The sequence below is a fragment of the Maribacter dokdonensis DSW-8 genome (assembly GCF_001447995.1).
GTDB classification, from domain to species: Bacteria; Bacteroidota; Bacteroidia; order Flavobacteriales; family Flavobacteriaceae; genus Maribacter; species Maribacter dokdonensis.
On the sequence record NZ_LDPE01000001.1, the window covers coordinates 909,316 to 925,469 of the forward strand.

The 16,154-nt window shown below is 34.6% G+C and carries 15 protein-coding genes; 4 read left to right on the plus strand and 11 right to left on the minus strand.

Annotated elements, in window-relative coordinates; translation table 11 throughout:
• The first annotated feature begins 39 nt into the window (after positions 1–39).
• Positions 40–825, plus strand: a complete 786-nt coding sequence (locus tag I600_RS04100) for an SDR family oxidoreductase (RefSeq protein ID WP_058103223.1) — start codon at positions 40–42, stop codon at positions 823–825.
• A gap of 2 nt (positions 826–827) precedes the next feature.
• On the opposite strand, the gene I600_RS04105 is transcribed toward I600_RS04100, so the two are convergent.
• The 9 genes from I600_RS04105 to I600_RS04145 all read right to left on the minus strand — a co-directional run bounded on the left by I600_RS04105 (position 828) and on the right by I600_RS04145 (position 10,329).
• The gene (locus I600_RS04105) at positions 828–2,780 is read right to left on the minus strand and encodes a sensor histidine kinase (RefSeq protein ID WP_245188839.1); all 1,953 of its coding nucleotides are present in this window, start codon (positions 2,778–2,780) and stop codon (positions 828–830) included.
• Between the two features lie 423 nt (positions 2,781–3,203).
• Positions 3,204–3,965: a LytR/AlgR family response regulator transcription factor gene (locus I600_RS04110; RefSeq protein WP_058103224.1), complete on the minus strand. Its 762-nt coding sequence runs from the start codon at positions 3,963–3,965 to the stop codon at positions 3,204–3,206.
• Positions 3,966–3,997: 32 nt separating this feature from the next.
• Complete coding sequence (gene menA, locus I600_RS04115) at positions 3,998–4,906, minus strand: 1,4-dihydroxy-2-naphthoate octaprenyltransferase (protein ID WP_058103225.1); 909 nt, start codon at positions 4,904–4,906, stop codon at positions 3,998–4,000.
• Complete coding sequence (locus I600_RS04120; protein ID WP_058103226.1) at positions 4,906–5,514, minus strand: SPOR domain-containing protein; 609 nt, start codon at positions 5,512–5,514, stop codon at positions 4,906–4,908. Before I600_RS04120 ends, menA begins: the two co-directional genes overlap by 1 nt.
• A 170-nt stretch (positions 5,515–5,684) precedes the next feature.
• Positions 5,685–6,521 carry a CvfB family protein gene (locus I600_RS04125; RefSeq protein WP_058103227.1) on the minus strand — a complete coding sequence of 279 codons (837 nt, stop codon included), beginning with the start codon at positions 6,519–6,521 and terminating at the stop codon, positions 5,685–5,687.
• 91 nt (positions 6,522–6,612) lie between these two features.
• Positions 6,613–6,957: a DUF2853 family protein gene (locus tag I600_RS04130; protein ID WP_058103228.1), complete on the minus strand. Its 345-nt coding sequence runs from the start codon at positions 6,955–6,957 to the stop codon at positions 6,613–6,615.
• 34 nt (positions 6,958–6,991) lie between these two features.
• Positions 6,992–8,743, minus strand: coding sequence for a 2-succinyl-5-enolpyruvyl-6-hydroxy-3-cyclohexene-1-carboxylic-acid synthase (menD, locus tag I600_RS04135; protein WP_058103229.1), 1,752 nt, complete (start codon positions 8,741–8,743; stop codon positions 6,992–6,994).
• A 49-nt stretch (positions 8,744–8,792) separates the two neighbouring features.
• Entirely contained in the window at positions 8,793–9,905 is a 1,113-nt protein-coding gene (locus I600_RS04140) for a chorismate-binding protein (protein ID WP_058103230.1), read from the minus strand.
• A 1-nt stretch (position 9,906) separates the two neighbouring features.
• The gene (locus I600_RS04145; protein ID WP_058104270.1) at positions 9,907–10,329 is read right to left on the minus strand and encodes a PaaI family thioesterase; all 423 of its coding nucleotides are present in this window, start codon (positions 10,327–10,329) and stop codon (positions 9,907–9,909) included.
• Positions 10,330–10,392: 63 nt separating this feature from the next.
• Between I600_RS04145 and I600_RS04150 the strand changes: the two genes are divergently transcribed.
• Positions 10,393–11,034: an alpha/beta hydrolase gene (locus I600_RS04150; protein WP_058103231.1), complete on the plus strand. Its 642-nt coding sequence runs from the start codon at positions 10,393–10,395 to the stop codon at positions 11,032–11,034.
• The gene (locus tag I600_RS04155) at positions 11,034–11,591 is read left to right on the plus strand and encodes a GNAT family N-acetyltransferase (protein ID WP_058103232.1); all 558 of its coding nucleotides are present in this window, start codon (positions 11,034–11,036) and stop codon (positions 11,589–11,591) included. The genes I600_RS04150 and I600_RS04155 overlap by 1 nt, the downstream gene beginning before the upstream one ends.
• 2 nt (positions 11,592–11,593) lie before the next feature.
• On the opposite strand, the gene I600_RS04160 is transcribed toward I600_RS04155, so the two are convergent.
• A complete protein-coding gene (locus I600_RS04160; protein ID WP_058103233.1) occupies positions 11,594–12,523 on the minus strand; it encodes a hypothetical protein in 930 nt (309 codons plus the stop codon).
• 102 nt (positions 12,524–12,625) lie between these two features.
• Positions 12,626–14,530, minus strand: a complete 1,905-nt coding sequence (gene dnaK / locus I600_RS04165) for a molecular chaperone DnaK (RefSeq protein ID WP_058103234.1) — start codon at positions 14,528–14,530, stop codon at positions 12,626–12,628.
• A 186-nt stretch (positions 14,531–14,716) separates the two neighbouring features.
• Here dnaK and I600_RS04170 point away from each other — a divergent pair, with 186 nt between their 5' ends.
• Complete coding sequence (locus I600_RS04170; protein ID WP_058104271.1) at positions 14,717–16,141, plus strand: L-serine ammonia-lyase; 1,425 nt, start codon at positions 14,717–14,719, stop codon at positions 16,139–16,141.
• Positions 16,142–16,154 lie beyond the last annotated feature (13 nt).

Here is a 16,154-nt window from a genome sequence, read left to right on the forward strand (position 1 = left end):
TAGCTATATTTTCACTTTAATACCGACGGATTTATTAGAATGGAAGAAAAAGTGATTTGGATAACGGGAGCATCATCAGGAATTGGCGAAGCGCTGACATATCAATTGAACGCGCTGGGTGCAAAAATAATAGCTTCGGCTAGAAGGGAGAGTGTATTAACTCAAGTTAAAAATAATTGCAAGAATCCGGACAATGTTAAAATACTCCCTTTAGATCTAACCAATTTTTTATCACTTGAAGAAATTACCGATACTGCATTTTCGCTATTTGGAAAAATTGATGTTTTAATCAACAATGGCGGATTAAGCCAACGTTCTTTGATTGTTGAAACCAAATTTGAAGTTTATCAACAAATGATAGACGTCAATTATTTGGGTACCATAAAATTAACCAAACACGCCTTACCCTATTTCATAAAACAAAAAGGAGGTCATTACGTAACCATCACCAGCTTAATGGGTAAATTTTCATCGCCTTACCGTTCTGGATATTGTGGTGCAAAACATGCATTACACGGCTTCTTTGATGCCTTGCGAATGGAGCATGAGAAAGACAATATTGATGTATCTATCATCTGCCCTGGCTTTATACAGACCAACGTTGCCAAAAATGCTTTGACCGCTAATGGTACTTCACTACAAAAAGAGGACAATGCAACTCTTAACGGCATGCCCGTAGAAAAATGTGCTAAGGAAATCATTAGCGCTATTAAAAAGAAACGCTTTGAAACCTATATTGGTGGTAAAGAAAAATTTGGTATTTACTTAAAACGCTTTTTCCCTAAACTATTACACCGTGTAGTAATGAAAAGTAAGGTGAGGTAATTTTATTTAAAATTAAACCAAAAACGAACTCCTTCATTGGTTTTATCTGTATTCAATGAAGTCTGCAGCTGATTTGCCAACCTGTTCATTAAACGAATACCCATTGAGGAATTTGCTCTTTCATCTGTATCTTCCGGTAAGCCAATACCATTGTCCGTATACTCAAAGAAACCTTCTTGACCCGCAATTTTTCTCAAATGAATGTAAATTTTACCGTTACTATCATCATGGGGAAATGCATATTTAAACGAGTTAGATACCAATTCGTTTAAAATAAGTCCAAAAGGTATAGCTCTATCAATATCCAGCTCAACACCTTCGGCATCTATGGTAATATTAATATTATGACCTCCTTTTTTATATACGGATTGAATACTATTGATCAAACTCTCAATATACCCTTGCATTTCAATTACGGATAAATCATCATTCTGATATAATTTTTGATGTATAAGCGCCATGGCCTTTACCCTACTCTTACCCTCTTCCAATGCGGCAATTGCAGCTTTACTTCTAGTATTTTTGGTTTGTAAACTCAGTAAACTAGAAACCATCTGTAGGTTATTCTTTACTCTGTGGTGTATTTCTTTCAACAGAGAATCTTTTTCTACCAATGAGTTTTCGATAATAAATTTTTGCTCGGCAATAAGACGTTGATTCTTAATACTCTTTAAGTAAGCATATACCAGACCGGCAAAGCCAATAAGCGTAAATATCAAGGAAACAAAAACCAAGCTAATTTTATCATCCCTAGCCTTAATATCTTTTCTAGATGCTTCTAATTGAGCTTTTTGTTGCTCCATAGTTTTTTTGGAGTTATCCAAATCTTGCTCAATTACCGATGTCAGTTGCTGATTTTTAATATTAGAAGCAAGAGCATCTATAGAGTCTCTAATTCTAATATTTTTCTTTAAATAAACCGTTGAGTTTTGATAATCACCGGTTTTAAAATAATAATCCGCATAAATTCTGTTCCGCTTTAAAATATTATCCAATTTAATTGGGTTCATTTCATCGCTTAAGTAATCTGTTGCCTTAGCATAATCATCTAATTTTAAATAACACTCTGCCAACGCCAAGGTATTTTCAATAATATCAGATGAAAACTTACTCTTATTATATTTTCTAATAATTTCCCTACTCTCTTCTAAAAACGGAATTGCTTTTTCATATTCACCCAGTTGTACATGACATTTACCAATATTGCCAATAATGATTCCGTTTAAAATTCTACCATCGGCAATTTCCTTATCAGAATGTTGATTGGTAACATCACTTAAAAAAACCTTGATCAAACCCTCTGCTTTTTTAAAGTAGCTAAGCGCCGTAGGCGTAGATTTATCTTGTCTTAAATAATTACCAATTGTATTATTGTAAATGGCAAGCCCGTAGTAATCATCATCTTTAAGCTCTTTCTTTTCTTCGGTCATGTAATCTCGCATAGCTTTTCTATACTGACCAAGACTAGCGTAAATATCATAAAAGGCAACATTATCGGTCAAACCCAATTCACGCTTAACCCTTCTGATTTCTATTTGCTTATCATAAAGTTCTAGCTTAGCATAATTATTATCTAAGATATCTAAAATGATGTGTTTGGAATCTAGATCCAAATTACTTAAGTCATCGTATAGAGGTCTAGCAATAGCCAAACTCTTCTCATAGTTGCCCAAATCGTAATATATCTGAGACTCAATAAGTTGGTAATTCCTAATGGAAATAGAATCTTTAGTTTTCTCAGAACTGTTCAAATACACTTTTACGGTATCTAACCAATCATATGGTGAATTCTGATTGTAACGATTTGGAGTATTAAAAAAGAAGAAAGAACGTAATTCTCCGTTCTCTAAATCTTGAAACTGCTTGTAGTAATCTTCATTTTGAGTCGTTACACCATCTTGCGCCGCTAAAGTGCACATAAATACACTAAGAACTATAGTGCCTACAAATCTCAAAATAAAAGGTTTTTTCATATCTCAATAAAAGTCGAATCAAACTTAATGCTAATAGCTGACCCAACTAAATTTTTGTTGTGAGCCGTTATTAAATTATCATTAAATAACAACGAGCCAAAAAAGCGTGTTCTACGTACTTTTTATTAAATCATTAAAAATTGCGCTTTATACTGGCTGCCTTAGACCAATATGGCTAAAACAATAGGCAATTATCAATAAATCAAAATTATGAATTAGCCATAGGACCGTGCATTAATTGTTGTGTAACCTCAAATATTTGTTGTGAAATGCAAACAAGTGGTTCAGCCATGCATTTTACCGATGAAAAATAACATTTAAACGATGAAAAAATACCTTTCATCTAAGATTGGCGCAAAAAAAAACACCTTTAAAAAAGGTGTTTTTTTTATATATCAATTTATATCAAGAATTCATTGCCGAAATAATAAATTCTTTAAAGTCTTTAGAAATTGGAATCAATGTATTATTGATCATTATATCCTTTGAATTAATAGCATCAATATGATCTACATTTACAATGTATGATTTGTGTGCTCTATAAAATTTATTCTGGGGAAGCTTCTCTAAATAATCTTTTAATGGTGATCGTACCAAGAATTTTTTATCCACGGTATTCACTTCTAAATATACATTATCCGCCTTTATAAACTGAATATCACCAAATTGAATTCTGTAATATAAATGTTGTTTTTTAACAAATATAGAATCCTTCAAAATTGAATTTGACATGGCAACATCTTCAGTATTTCCACTGTTAGCCGTTCCATTACTGGCATTTTGTTTGCCATAAATAAAGTTAGATAAGGCAATTTCAATAGAAGTATAAAGATCTTGTTGCTCAAATGGCTTTACCAAATAACCGTTAGGCTTAACCGTCTTGGCATTCTCAACCGTTGCACGATCAGAGTTAGAGGTTACAAAAATGAAAGGAATGTCATAATTCTCCCTAATATGTTTACCTAAGTCTATACCTGTTTTATCAGAGGCTAAAATGATGTCAATAAGAACTAAGTCAACCTGCTGGGTTTTTAACACCTCAACTGCTTGCTCGTAAACGATTACATTATCAACTATTTCATATCCTATTTCCTCTAACATAGATTGCATATCATCAGCGATGATTACATTATCCTCAACAATTAGAATTTTTATGGGTTGTTCCAAGACTTAAAATGGTTTGTGGGTTATACTCAAAATTACAAAAAATAATAATAACTAATAAAAAACAATACCGCTATACAAAACGTACTTAAAGCTAATTTTTTAAGCTCAGGATCTAGTTCTGCAGCCTTATTTGTGAGAGCTACTTTTCTTAAATGAACCAGTATTGGTAAGTAGCCTACAAGACTTACATAACGTAACTGTGAGGCATTTGTTGTAAAGAGAAAATAAAACAAACACAAAAAGGATACGACCAGAATGGTATAATGATATTTTTTTGCCTTTGACAATCCCATTTTTACGGCCAACGTATTCTTACCAACGGCAGTATCTGATTTAATGTCTCGCATGTTGTTAAGATTAAGAACCCCAACACTTAAAAGTCCTATTGCAATTGCCGGTAATACAGCGATCAAATCAATAAATTTCAAGTACAAAAACATGGACCCCAAAACACTTACCAATCCGAAAAATATAAAGACAAAAACATCTCCCAAACCTTGATAACCATAGGCTGATTTACCTACAGTATATTTAATTGCGGCCCAAATGGCCAATGCACCTAAAACCAAAAATAAGACAGGGTAAAGAACATCTTTAATTCCAAACGATGTGATAATCAATGAAATGATTAAAACTGCATTAATTACAATGCTGATATAGATACCTCTTTTTAATTCTGCGGCAGTAAGCAAACCACTTTGCAAGGCGCGTTTAGGTCCTATTCTATCATCACCATCAGTGCCTTTGACACCATCACCATAGTCATTGGCAAAGTTAGAGGTCACCTGTAGGCCTATAGTTGTACATAAGGCCAATATGAAAATAGTTACATTGGTGGCACCATAATAAGCAGCCAATGCCGTACCTACAAAAATACCTGATATTGATAAGGGAAGCGTTCTAAGCCTTGCAGCGTTGAGCCAAGCTTTAACTTTAGTCACTAATATGGATCTTCTATTTGAATTCTTTTACCGTCTTGGTAAGAGGCTACGAAAGCATCGTTGAAACCTAGATCAACCAATTGTTTTCTGAATGACTGGGCCTCTTCTAGGGTTTCAAAGTTTCCTAAGGAATAAGAGTAAAAAGGATTTGTCTTTACAAAAAGTGTATTGGTCAATGCCTCAGAAGCCAATGTTACATTGTTATCCACAAATGATTTTACCTGAACCGAATATATCTTTTCTTTCTGTAAAAACTCTTTTGCCAAGTAAAATTCCTTTACCAAACTAAGTTCTTCATTCTGTTCTTTTAGGTTCTCCAAGCGCGTTCTATATGCATCAACACTATCAATTGATGTCAAAACCAAATCTTTATTATTGTTCCTGTTAAAACCTCCAGAACTAGAAATACCAGCGGTAAAAGATGTGAAAGCCAAACCACCTATTAAGAAAAGACCTGTAATACCGGCAAAAATGTTTCGCTGAATCTTACTCTTTTTTAATTCTTTATTCTTAAACTTTATTTGATCCAATAAACGCTCATTAATAATTTGAGCTTTATCTACATCTTTATGTAATTCTAGTAAATCACTTTCTTCTATAAAAGGCATATACAGGGTAAATTTTGCGCTTAAAACTTAAATGTAAGTTAAAATTTGTTAATAACTTTTCATTTACCACAAAAATAAAATTAATTGTAAGTTATCACAATAAACCTGACCATTATTTAAGTTATTTCGTTGAAAATCAAATAACTAAGAATTTTCTTACAATTAACACCCTAATCTTCTGATAATGTGATACCGTCAGATTCTATTTTTATTTTTCTGTCTTTATAAAGCGTACCCAGACCTTTCTTAAAAGTCTTCTTGCTCATTTGAAAGACATCTCTAATTTCTTCTGGTGCAGATTTATCATGTAACCCTAAAAACCCACCGTTTTCAACCAAGACTTCGTATATTTTTTTTGCCGCAGGTTCTAATACTTTTGCTCCAAGTGGTTGAAGTGAAATATCCAACTTATTATCTTTTCTGATCGTTTTTACACAACCAGGTATTACATCACCGATATTAATTGGCTTAAAGACTTCATTAAAATATACCAAACCTTTATGCCTTTCATTTACGATCACTTCCCACCCTAAGTCTGTTTGCCGAGTAACCACTAGGTCTACCTGCTCCCATTCTTTTAGGTCTACGGTGTCATTACTAAGAAATTTATCAAGCTTATTAGACGCTACCAATCTACCAGAACGCTCATCTAAATAACAATGAACAACATACCATTGGCCTTCTTTCATTTTAACACGCTGCTCCCTAAAAGGTACCAATAGGTGTTTTTCCAATCCCCACTCCATAAAAGCACCAAACTCATTAACTTCAGCAACTTGTAACAATCTAAATTCACCGAGCATAATATCCGGTTCTAAAGTTGTTGCAACTGGTCTTTCATCATAATCCAAATAACAGAAAACTTTAATCTTCTGCCCTATTTCATACCCAGTAGGCACATACTTATTTGGCAACAAAACATCATTGCCGTCTTCATCGCCCAAAAAAAGCCCTACACTGGTGTCTCTTAAAATCTCAAGGTTGTTAATACGTCCTAATTCTATCATGCTGCAAAATTACATTTTAAATATTTAAATACCAGAGCAAAAAAAAGACCGTTATCAAAAGATAACGGTCTCTATATTATTTGCCATCTGACTATTTATCGTAAACAGATGCTTTATTGAAATGTTGACATAGCTTATAATAGATAACCGCTCTATGCTTATTTCTGTTAGAAGAACCATACTTCTCCATAACCGTAGCAATAGCGTCATCTAATTTAGAATCATCTGCAAGACCTAATTTTTTGATCAAATAGTTGTTCTTAACAGTATCCAATTCTTTTTGGTCACCACCAGATACTTTAGAAGCATCAATATTGTAAATAGATGGTCCTAAACCAACAGTTACTTTTTTAAGCAAGTCCATATCTGCATCCTCACCAAATTTATCTTTGATGTCCGCAGCATACTTTTCTATTAAATCGTCTCTTTTACTCATGTTAAATGTGTTATAATTAATGGTTAATACCCTACTAAGATATGAAACGAAAATAATCAATCAAAATTTTATCGTTTATTAATGTAGGTGTAGTAATTTCCAGTAACATCGGACGAACGGTTTCTTTGTAAAAGACCTTTAATTCCTCTTCAAGTTCTATAGAAGATTTAGCCGTTCTATAATCAAAACCAAACATATTGCACAGATGCTCAGCGGAAAGAGAATGACGTGTTTCAAAATAGGTTTCAAATACACTGGAATCATCTTTACCAGGGAGGATCCTAAAAATGCCACCTCCACCATTATTAATTACTATAATTCTAAAATTGTTCTTTATATAATTGTTCCAAAGTGCATTACTATCATAGAAAAAACTTAAATCACCCGTAACCAATAAAGTGGGGCTACCATATGCCCAAGACGCACCAACGGCAGTAGATGTACTACCATCAATACCACTAGTACCTCTATTACAAAATACCTTTAATGAAGGATTCAAATCAAACAACTGGGTATACCTAATAGTAGAGCTGTTTGCCAATTGCAACATGTAATTATCTGGCACGGAACGCAACAACTGTCCAAAAGCTGAAAAATCAGAAAAAGGAATCTTTTTAAGATACGCCTCTCTTTTTAACATGTAGCCTTGTTTCACCTTATTCCAACTCAAAAAATAATCGCTTTCCGTTTTAATGGGTTGTGCATACATCTCATCAAAAAAACGGTTAACAGAAATTTTTAAATGCTCTTTCAGGCAAAAAAATGTATTATTCGCTGTTTGCCCACCAATATGCCAATGATGATCTGGTTTATGTTTTCTTAAGAAAGCCTTTACTTTTTTAGAGACAATTAATCCACCAAATGTAATCAACACGTCAGGTCTTAATTTTTTGAACAACTCATCACTATCCAATTGCATTTCAATAGGTGCAATTAAAGAATCTATACTATTAAAAAAATGTGGATGATGAATGTTAGAAGTAGTTTCAGTCAATACCAAAACACTAGGGTCATTCGCTAAAAAATCTAAAATTTCACTTTCTACCTCATTGGGAGAGTTTACCCCTACCAAAACCATTTTTTTAGAAGATGCATTCCAAATTTCCCTATGAGGCTCTAAATTTAGTACATCTACGATTTCATTAGCATCAATATTTAATTGAGGTGAAACAGTTGGCTCTAAAAATGTATTATACAAAGGTTCTTCAAAGGGTGCGTTTATATGTACCGGACTATTAGATTTCAACGAAATATCAAAAGCAAGATTAAGTTGCTGGTCATTAAAGGTTTGAACATCGTGCTGAATATCTTCCATTTTACCATCCTCAAACCAATCTGGTCTGTACTGCAATACAGTTGAGGAGGCGTGACTTACATCTTGTTTTAAATTTGCCGAATAACCAATATGGTTTTTAAAAACATTGCGCTGATCAATAGTTTGTCCATCACCAATACCTAATTTATAAACGGGCCGATCTGCAGAAATTACAATTAACGGAATGTTACTGTAGTATGCTTCGGCAATTGCAGGGTAATAATTTAAAAGGGCACTACCAGAGGTACAAAGTACCACTACAGGTTCTTTTAACTGTTGTGCCATACCTAAGGCAAAAAATGCGGCAGATCGCTCATCAACAATACTAAAGCACTTAAAAAAAGGATTCTCTGCAAAAGCAATTGTTAATGGCGCATTTCTTGAACCAGGTGAAATTACAATATTACCAATTTCCTTAGCCTGGCAATGTTGAACAATAGTTTGTGCAGTGGGTATAGCAGAGTATTTCATGTAGTTCAAAAATACGACCAATGCCGATTATATACCAAAAATTGCGTGTCTAATTACCGCTTAATACACGAAGCATTGTCATGCTTTTTAAAGTGGTTTCTTCCCACTCACTTTCTGGATTGGAATCTTTTGTGATACCACCACCTACATAAATAGCCGCTTTATTTTTCAGCAATTGCATACAGCGTAAATTCACAAAGAGCTCTGATGTTTTTGCTACACTTCGGTAGGCACTGTTTTCTTGATTTTTTCTATTTCTGTTTCTTGATACTTCTTCTTGAATATTCAACTCCCCAAGAAAACCTGTATAAAACGAGCGATCGTACATCTCATTGTTCAAAATAAATTCCTTGGCGCTAACCAAAGGTGTACCGCATACAGCCGGTGTTGGGTGCAGTGCTTTTAATACAGTACCAAAATTATTAGGAGAAAAAGTACCTTTTATTTCCGTTCTAAGATGCCAAAGTTGACCAGCTCTAACAGATTCTCTTTCAGAGCTTTTTAATGAAACCGTTTTTTCCTTTAAAGCGTTTAAGATATAATCTGTCACCAATTGTTGTTCGTCCAATTCTTTCTTTGACCATTTTGGCATTTCAGATTTATGAGAGTTCTGTGTGCCCGCAAGCGACATAGTAGAAAATTGAGAACCTTTTCTTTTTACCAATATTTCTGGCGTTGCCCCCATCCAGGAACCAATTTTTGGATGATACCAGAAGTAACAAAATGCTTTTTTATAAGTATTCAACAAATGTTGGTATACCTCTAATACGTCTTCTTTAAATTCAACCTCAATTTTACGAGACAATACTACCTTATTAAAATCACCTTTGTCAATAGTTTTAATTGCAGATGAAACCAAATTAAGATATCTAAGTTTTTCTATTTCATTGTACGCTACTGACACATTTTGGTTAAAATCATTTATCTCACTTTGCTCATACAATGCTTTAATAACAACATCCATCTTTAACAATATGGCATTGTCATTTAAATTAAAGGGTGCAAAAACGAAACCCGTTTCTGTAAAATCTTTAACATAGTGAACCTCATCGTTACTTTGAAATATCCCAATAAGTTCAGCGTTATTGGGCTTTCTATACAATACAAATGGTAACTGTTCTTTTAAACAGATTTCAACTTGATCAAAAAGTTCTTGCGGCATACTAGCTTTTGGGTAATGCTATTGTAGTTAATTTACAAAGCGAGATTAATTGATCTGCTTCATTGGTTATTTTTATTTCCCACAGTTGTGTGGTTCTTCCCTTGTGTAAAATGGTAGCTTTTGCATAAACAAAACCATCCTTTATGCTTTTTACATGATTTGCTGCAATTTCCAAACCTCTTACAAAGTACTTGTTTCCATCCAAAAATATATAGGATGCCGCACTACCAACACTTTCTGCCAATGCTACAGACGCACCACCATGGAGAACACCGTCGGGCTGATGAACTTTTGACGTAACAGGCATTTTAGCCAATAAAAAATCTTCCCCAACATCTATGTACTCAATATCCAATGTTTCCATTAAGGTATTCTTAGAAGTTTCGTTACAGATCTTTAAAATTTTTTCTTTGTAGTCGTTCATCCTTTTTTTTGTAAAATTAAGCATTACATTACCAATTGAAAAGCTAAGAAGAATTGCAAATACATGAACAAGAAAGTTAAAAACGTCTCATATCATACCACCAATACATATGAGACTTTAAATGAATTAAATAGCCAAACAAAACGTGTCTGGTTAGTTTTCCATGGCATTGGGTATTTAAGCCGTTTTTTCCTTAAATATTTTGCAGACCTACCCAAAGAAGAAAATTATATTATTGCACCCCAAGCACCTTCTAAATACTATTTAAAAAATGAATACAAACATGTGGGGGCAAGTTGGTTGACCAAAGAAAATACATCATTGGAAACCATAAACGTTTTTAATTATATTGATGCGGTATTGGAAAACGAAAATTTGCCAGAACATTGTGAGATTATTTTTTTCGGATTTTCTCAAGGAGTTTCAATAGCTACAAGGTATCTGGCTTATTCTAAACTTCAATGTTCAAAATTGATTATCTACGCAGGTGGTTTGCCCAATGAACTCAAGAAACAAGATTTCAACTTTTTAAACAAAGACACCAAAGTCATATCCATTATTGGAGATAAAGACCATTATCTTAGTCCTGAAAGATTATCAAAAGAAAGCGAAAAAATTCATTTGTTATTTGGAGATAATATTCAACATATAAGTTTTGACGGTGTACATGAAGTAAAAAAAGAAATTATAAATCAGTTAATATAATGAAAGGTCAAGTAACTCTAGAAAATGAAAGGGTAAGGTTAAGTCCATTAACAATGGATAACTACAAAGTATTGATACCTATAGCATCTCAAGAAAGTTTAGTTCAATATTCTCCGTCCGATATTGCTACGCCCAACAGCTTAAAAAATTATGTGACAATAGCTTTACAACAATTAACGGCAGGCACTAGCATTCCATTCATAATATATGATAAAAAGCAAGGTGTTTATGCCGGATGCACCCGTTATATGAACATGAATTATAAAAACAAAGTACTACATATAGGTTCTACATGGATAGGTCGTGAATTTCAGGGTACTGGGTTAAATACGGAAATGAAAAAATTAATGCTTGATTATGCCTTTACCACTTTAGATTTTGAAAAAGTGGAATTTCGTGTAGATGAGCGTAATACCGCATCTAGAAAAGCAGTAGAAAAATTAGGATGTGTTTTAGAAGGTATTTTAAGAAAGGATGTCTACCTTTTAGATGGCTTTAAAAGAAACACGTGTTGTTATGGTTTACTGCGTACTGAATGGATAAAGAAAAATCAATAGTATTATTCTTCAACCGTTTTAGACATTTGTGGGTAATAGGTGATTTTTCTAGTGGTATAGGTATTATCAGGTGTCACAATTTGTTTAACCCAATTCCCAAACTCTGAATTATCATATTGGTAGATGTATTCCTTTTTTATGATTCCCGCTCCTCTTTTTGCAGTTTCGGTTACCAACATGCCCTTCTCATCGTATTCATAAGTAGTTCTAGTTGTAGGTATAAATTTTTCAGCAACACCATCATATTCAAATTCCTGTTCAGCCATTAACTTATCACCTAAACTATAAACCTCCTCAAAGGCGAAATTCTCTTCACCATTTAAATACTCTTTGGTCAACACAACTTTTTGTACCGGTTTATTCTTAGGCTTTAAAGTAGATGTACGAATAGATTTTAAAGGTACTTCGTTCAATAGATAGGTTACCGTATTCTCACCTTTAAATTTCTTATGTTCTATTTGGGTAATATCCGTACCATCATTGTTAGTTCTTTTTATACTTATTAAATCACCAAACTCGTCATAATAATATATGTACTCATCTAAAAACTGTTTATCATAAGAAAATATCCTTTCTTGTATTTTAAGGTTATCCGTAGAATCTATTTCATAGAAATGAGCTATTGACGTACTGGCATCAAAAGTATTATTTCTGTATGATTCAGAGCGCTTTTCTAACAACTCCCCTTTACCGTACTTGTAATAAACCACGTCATAATCTTGATCATTATATCTGGTAACCGATTTTGTCAAAAGACCATTTTTATTAAAGTCATATTCCTCTTTACCATAGTCGGTGCTTACCAAACACTTTTTTACGTTACCCGTCAAATCAAAATCTTCAACAGTGAAAATTTGAATCTCTTGACTTTGTATTTTCCATATAATCGAAATGAAAACAATTAAAAATGTCTGAAAGTATTTTCTTATCATACTGTAAAATTACTTTAATAATACGTGGTTCAAAATAAATTACCGTAAAAGTAAAAAGGGGCGGTAAATACCGCCCCTTTTATATATCAAGTTAAAGTTATATTACTTTACTTCTTCGAAGTCAACGTCTTCAACATTATCACCTTCAGAAGCACCACCGTCTGCAGTTGGCTCTCCTTGAGGAGCACCACCACCTTGAGCTTCAGCTTGTGCTTTGTACATCTCTTCAGATGCAACTTTCCAAGCTTCGTTGATTTTATCCAAAGCAGGAGTAATTACAGCTATATCTTTTGTCTCATATGCTGCTTTCAACTCTGTTAAAGCTTCTTCTATCGGCTTTTTCTTATCATCAGATAATTTATCGCCAAATTCCTCAAGCTGCTTCTCAGTTTGGAAAATCATACCATCGGCCTCATTTAGCTTATCGGCAGTTTCCTTCGCTTTCTTATCAGACTCGGCATTAGCTTCTGCTTCTGCTTTCATCTTTTTGATTTCCTCTTCAGTTAATCCAGAAGAAGCTTCGATACGAATATCTTGAGTTTTGTTCGTTGCCTTATCAGTTGCAGAAACCTTAATAATACCATTAGCATCGATGTCAAAAGTTACTTCAATTTGTGGAGTACCTCTTTTTGCTGGTGGAATACCATCTAAATGGAATCTACCAATGGTCTTGTTATCATTTGCCATAGGTCTTTCCCCTTGCAATACATGAATTTCAACCGATGGTTGGTTATCCGCTGCCGTAGAGAACACCTGAGATTTTTTCGTTGGTATCGTAGTGTTAGCTTCAATCAGCTTTGTCATTACACTACCCATAGTTTCAATACCTAATGAAAGTGGTGTAACGTCTAATAACAATACATCCTTAACATCACCAGTTAAAACACCACCTTGAATAGCTGCTCCAATAGCAACAACCTCATCTGGGTTTACACCTTTAGAAGGTTTTTTACCAAAGAATTTCTCAACAGCTTCTTGTACCGCTGGTATTCTAGTAGAACCACCAACTAGGATAATCTCATCAATATCGCTCTTAGAAAGTCCCGCTGCTTTCATAGCAGTTTCACATGGCTCAATAGTTCTCTTTACCAAATCAGCAATCAATTGCTCAAACTTAGATCTAGTCAAAGTTCTTACTAAGTGCTTAGGTCCAGAAGCAGTTGCGGTAACGTAAGGCAAGTTAATTTCCGTTTGTGCAGATGAAGACAATTCTATCTTAGCTTTTTCAGCAGCCTCACGTAAACGTTGTAACGCCATAGAGTCTTCTCTTAGATCCAAACCTTCTTCAGCCTTGAACTCTTCTGCCAACCAGTCAATGATTTTTTGGTCTACGTCATCACCACCTAAGTGTGTATCACCATCAGTAGCCAATACTTCAAATACTCCATCGCCCAACTCTAATATAGATACATCATGTGTACCACCACCAAAGTCAAACACAACTATTTTCTGGTCGGTATCTTTTTTATCCATACCGTAAGCCAAAGATGCAGCTGTAGGTTCGTTAATGATACGTTCTACAGTTAAACCGGCAATTTCACCAGCTTCTTTGGTTGCTTGTCTCTGTGCATCGTTAAAGTATGCTGGTACAGTAATAACCGCACGAGAAACATCTTGACCTAAATAGTCTTCTGCAGTTTTCTTCATTTTCTGAAGAATCATTGCAGATAATTCTTGTGGAGAATATAAACGGCCATCAATATCTACTCTAGGCGTATCATTATCTCCTTTAACAACTTTATAAGGTACTCTTCCTGCCTCTTTACTTGATTCAGAAAATTTATTACCCATAAACCTTTTAATAGAATAAATGGTTTTATGAGGGTTGGTTACCGCTTGTCTTTTTGCTGGATCACCAACTTTAATTTCACCACCATCAACAAAAGCGATGACAGATGGTGTAGTTCTTTTTCCTTCTGCATTTGGAATTACCACTGGCTCATTACCTTCCATTACGGAAACACAGGAGTTGGTAGTACCCAAATCTATTCCTATAATCTTACTCATTTTATATGTTTTAAATTAAGTGCTTTATTTTACAATCGGTATGTAAATGACAAACAATATGCCAAGCACAAAAAACTGACATGATGTCATTATTATGTTTTAAAGGAAATTAAATATGCCAATTTAGTATGGTAAAAGGTTGCCGAAACATTGTACCTTAGCCTACAAAACTAATAAGATTTGGAGATAGAAAGCATTAGTGTTTTTGATATGTTAAAGATAGGCGTTGGTCCTTCCAGTTCACATACTCTTGGACCATGGCGTGCCGCAGAACGTTGGCTGGCACGGTTAAACTCTAAAAACAATCTTGAAAACGTTGAAGAAGTAGAGGTACATTTATATGGCTCTCTATCATTAACGGGTAAAGGGCATGCCACAGACTATGCCGTAATGTTAGGGCTATTGGGTGCCGATCCGGAATTAGTGCCTATTGAAAGTATAGACCCTATGATATCTTCAATAAAAAATGACCATGTGTTGCTTTTAGACGGTAAGTACAGTATTGTATTTGATCCGGAAAAACATATTATTTTCAATAAGAAGTTTTTGCCCTTTCATGCTAATGGCCTAAAATTTCAGGCAAAATTGAAATCTGGAAGAAAAATCTCAAAAACCTACTATTCTATTGGCGGTGGATTTGTAATTGGAGAAGACCGAAAAAATGCCAAGCGCAAAGTTGACATGTTCAAAAAATTTCCTTTTCCAGTGCAAAAAGGGACTGAGTTACTTGAGTTCTGCAAAAATGAAGACCTAAAGATATCTGACCTTGTTTTGCAGAATGAACGTTCTTTAAGAGAAGATAAGGTCATAGACCACGAACTTAATAGAATTTGGTCTACCATGCTAGAGTGCATGTACACCGGATGCCATACCGAAGGTACTTTACCCGGCGGGCTAAAAGTTAAGCGCAGGGCATTTGAAATGCATAACAAATTAAAAAGTGACCTACCCTACTCTACACCGCAGGAATGGTTGCAAAGTATTAGACAAACCGAGGTAAAATTTAGGCAAATTTTGCAATGGGTAAGCTGTTTTGCCCTAAGTGTAAATGAAGTAAATGCTTCTTTGGGCCGTGTAGTCACTGCACCTACAAACGGTAGTGCAGGTGTTATACCTGCCGTATTAATGTATTACATGGTCATTGAAAACCATGCCGGTAATTTTGAGCATGTAAAACAATTTTTATTAGTGGCGGGAGAAATAGGAAGTATCTTTAAAAAAGGAGCTACAATATCAGCGGCCATGGGTGGTTGCCAAGCAGAGATAGGAGTTTCGTCAGCAATGGCAGCGGGAGCTTTGACCGAACTTTTAGGCGGCACTCCAGAACAAGTTCTCATGGCTGCGGAAATAGCCATGGAGCATCATTTAGGACTTACTTGTGACCCTATAGGTGGTCTGGTACAGATACCATGTATAGAAAGAAATTCAATGGGAGCCATTAAAGCGATCAACGCCGCTGAACTTGCATTGGGTTCTGACCCTTCTGCAGCTAAAGTACCGCTAGATAAAGTTGTACAGACCATGTGGGAAACCGCCAAGGATATGAACTCTAAATACAAAGAAACCTCTGAAGGAGGACTAGCAGTAGGCGTTTTCTTAAGTGATTGCTAAGCTTAAAACAAGC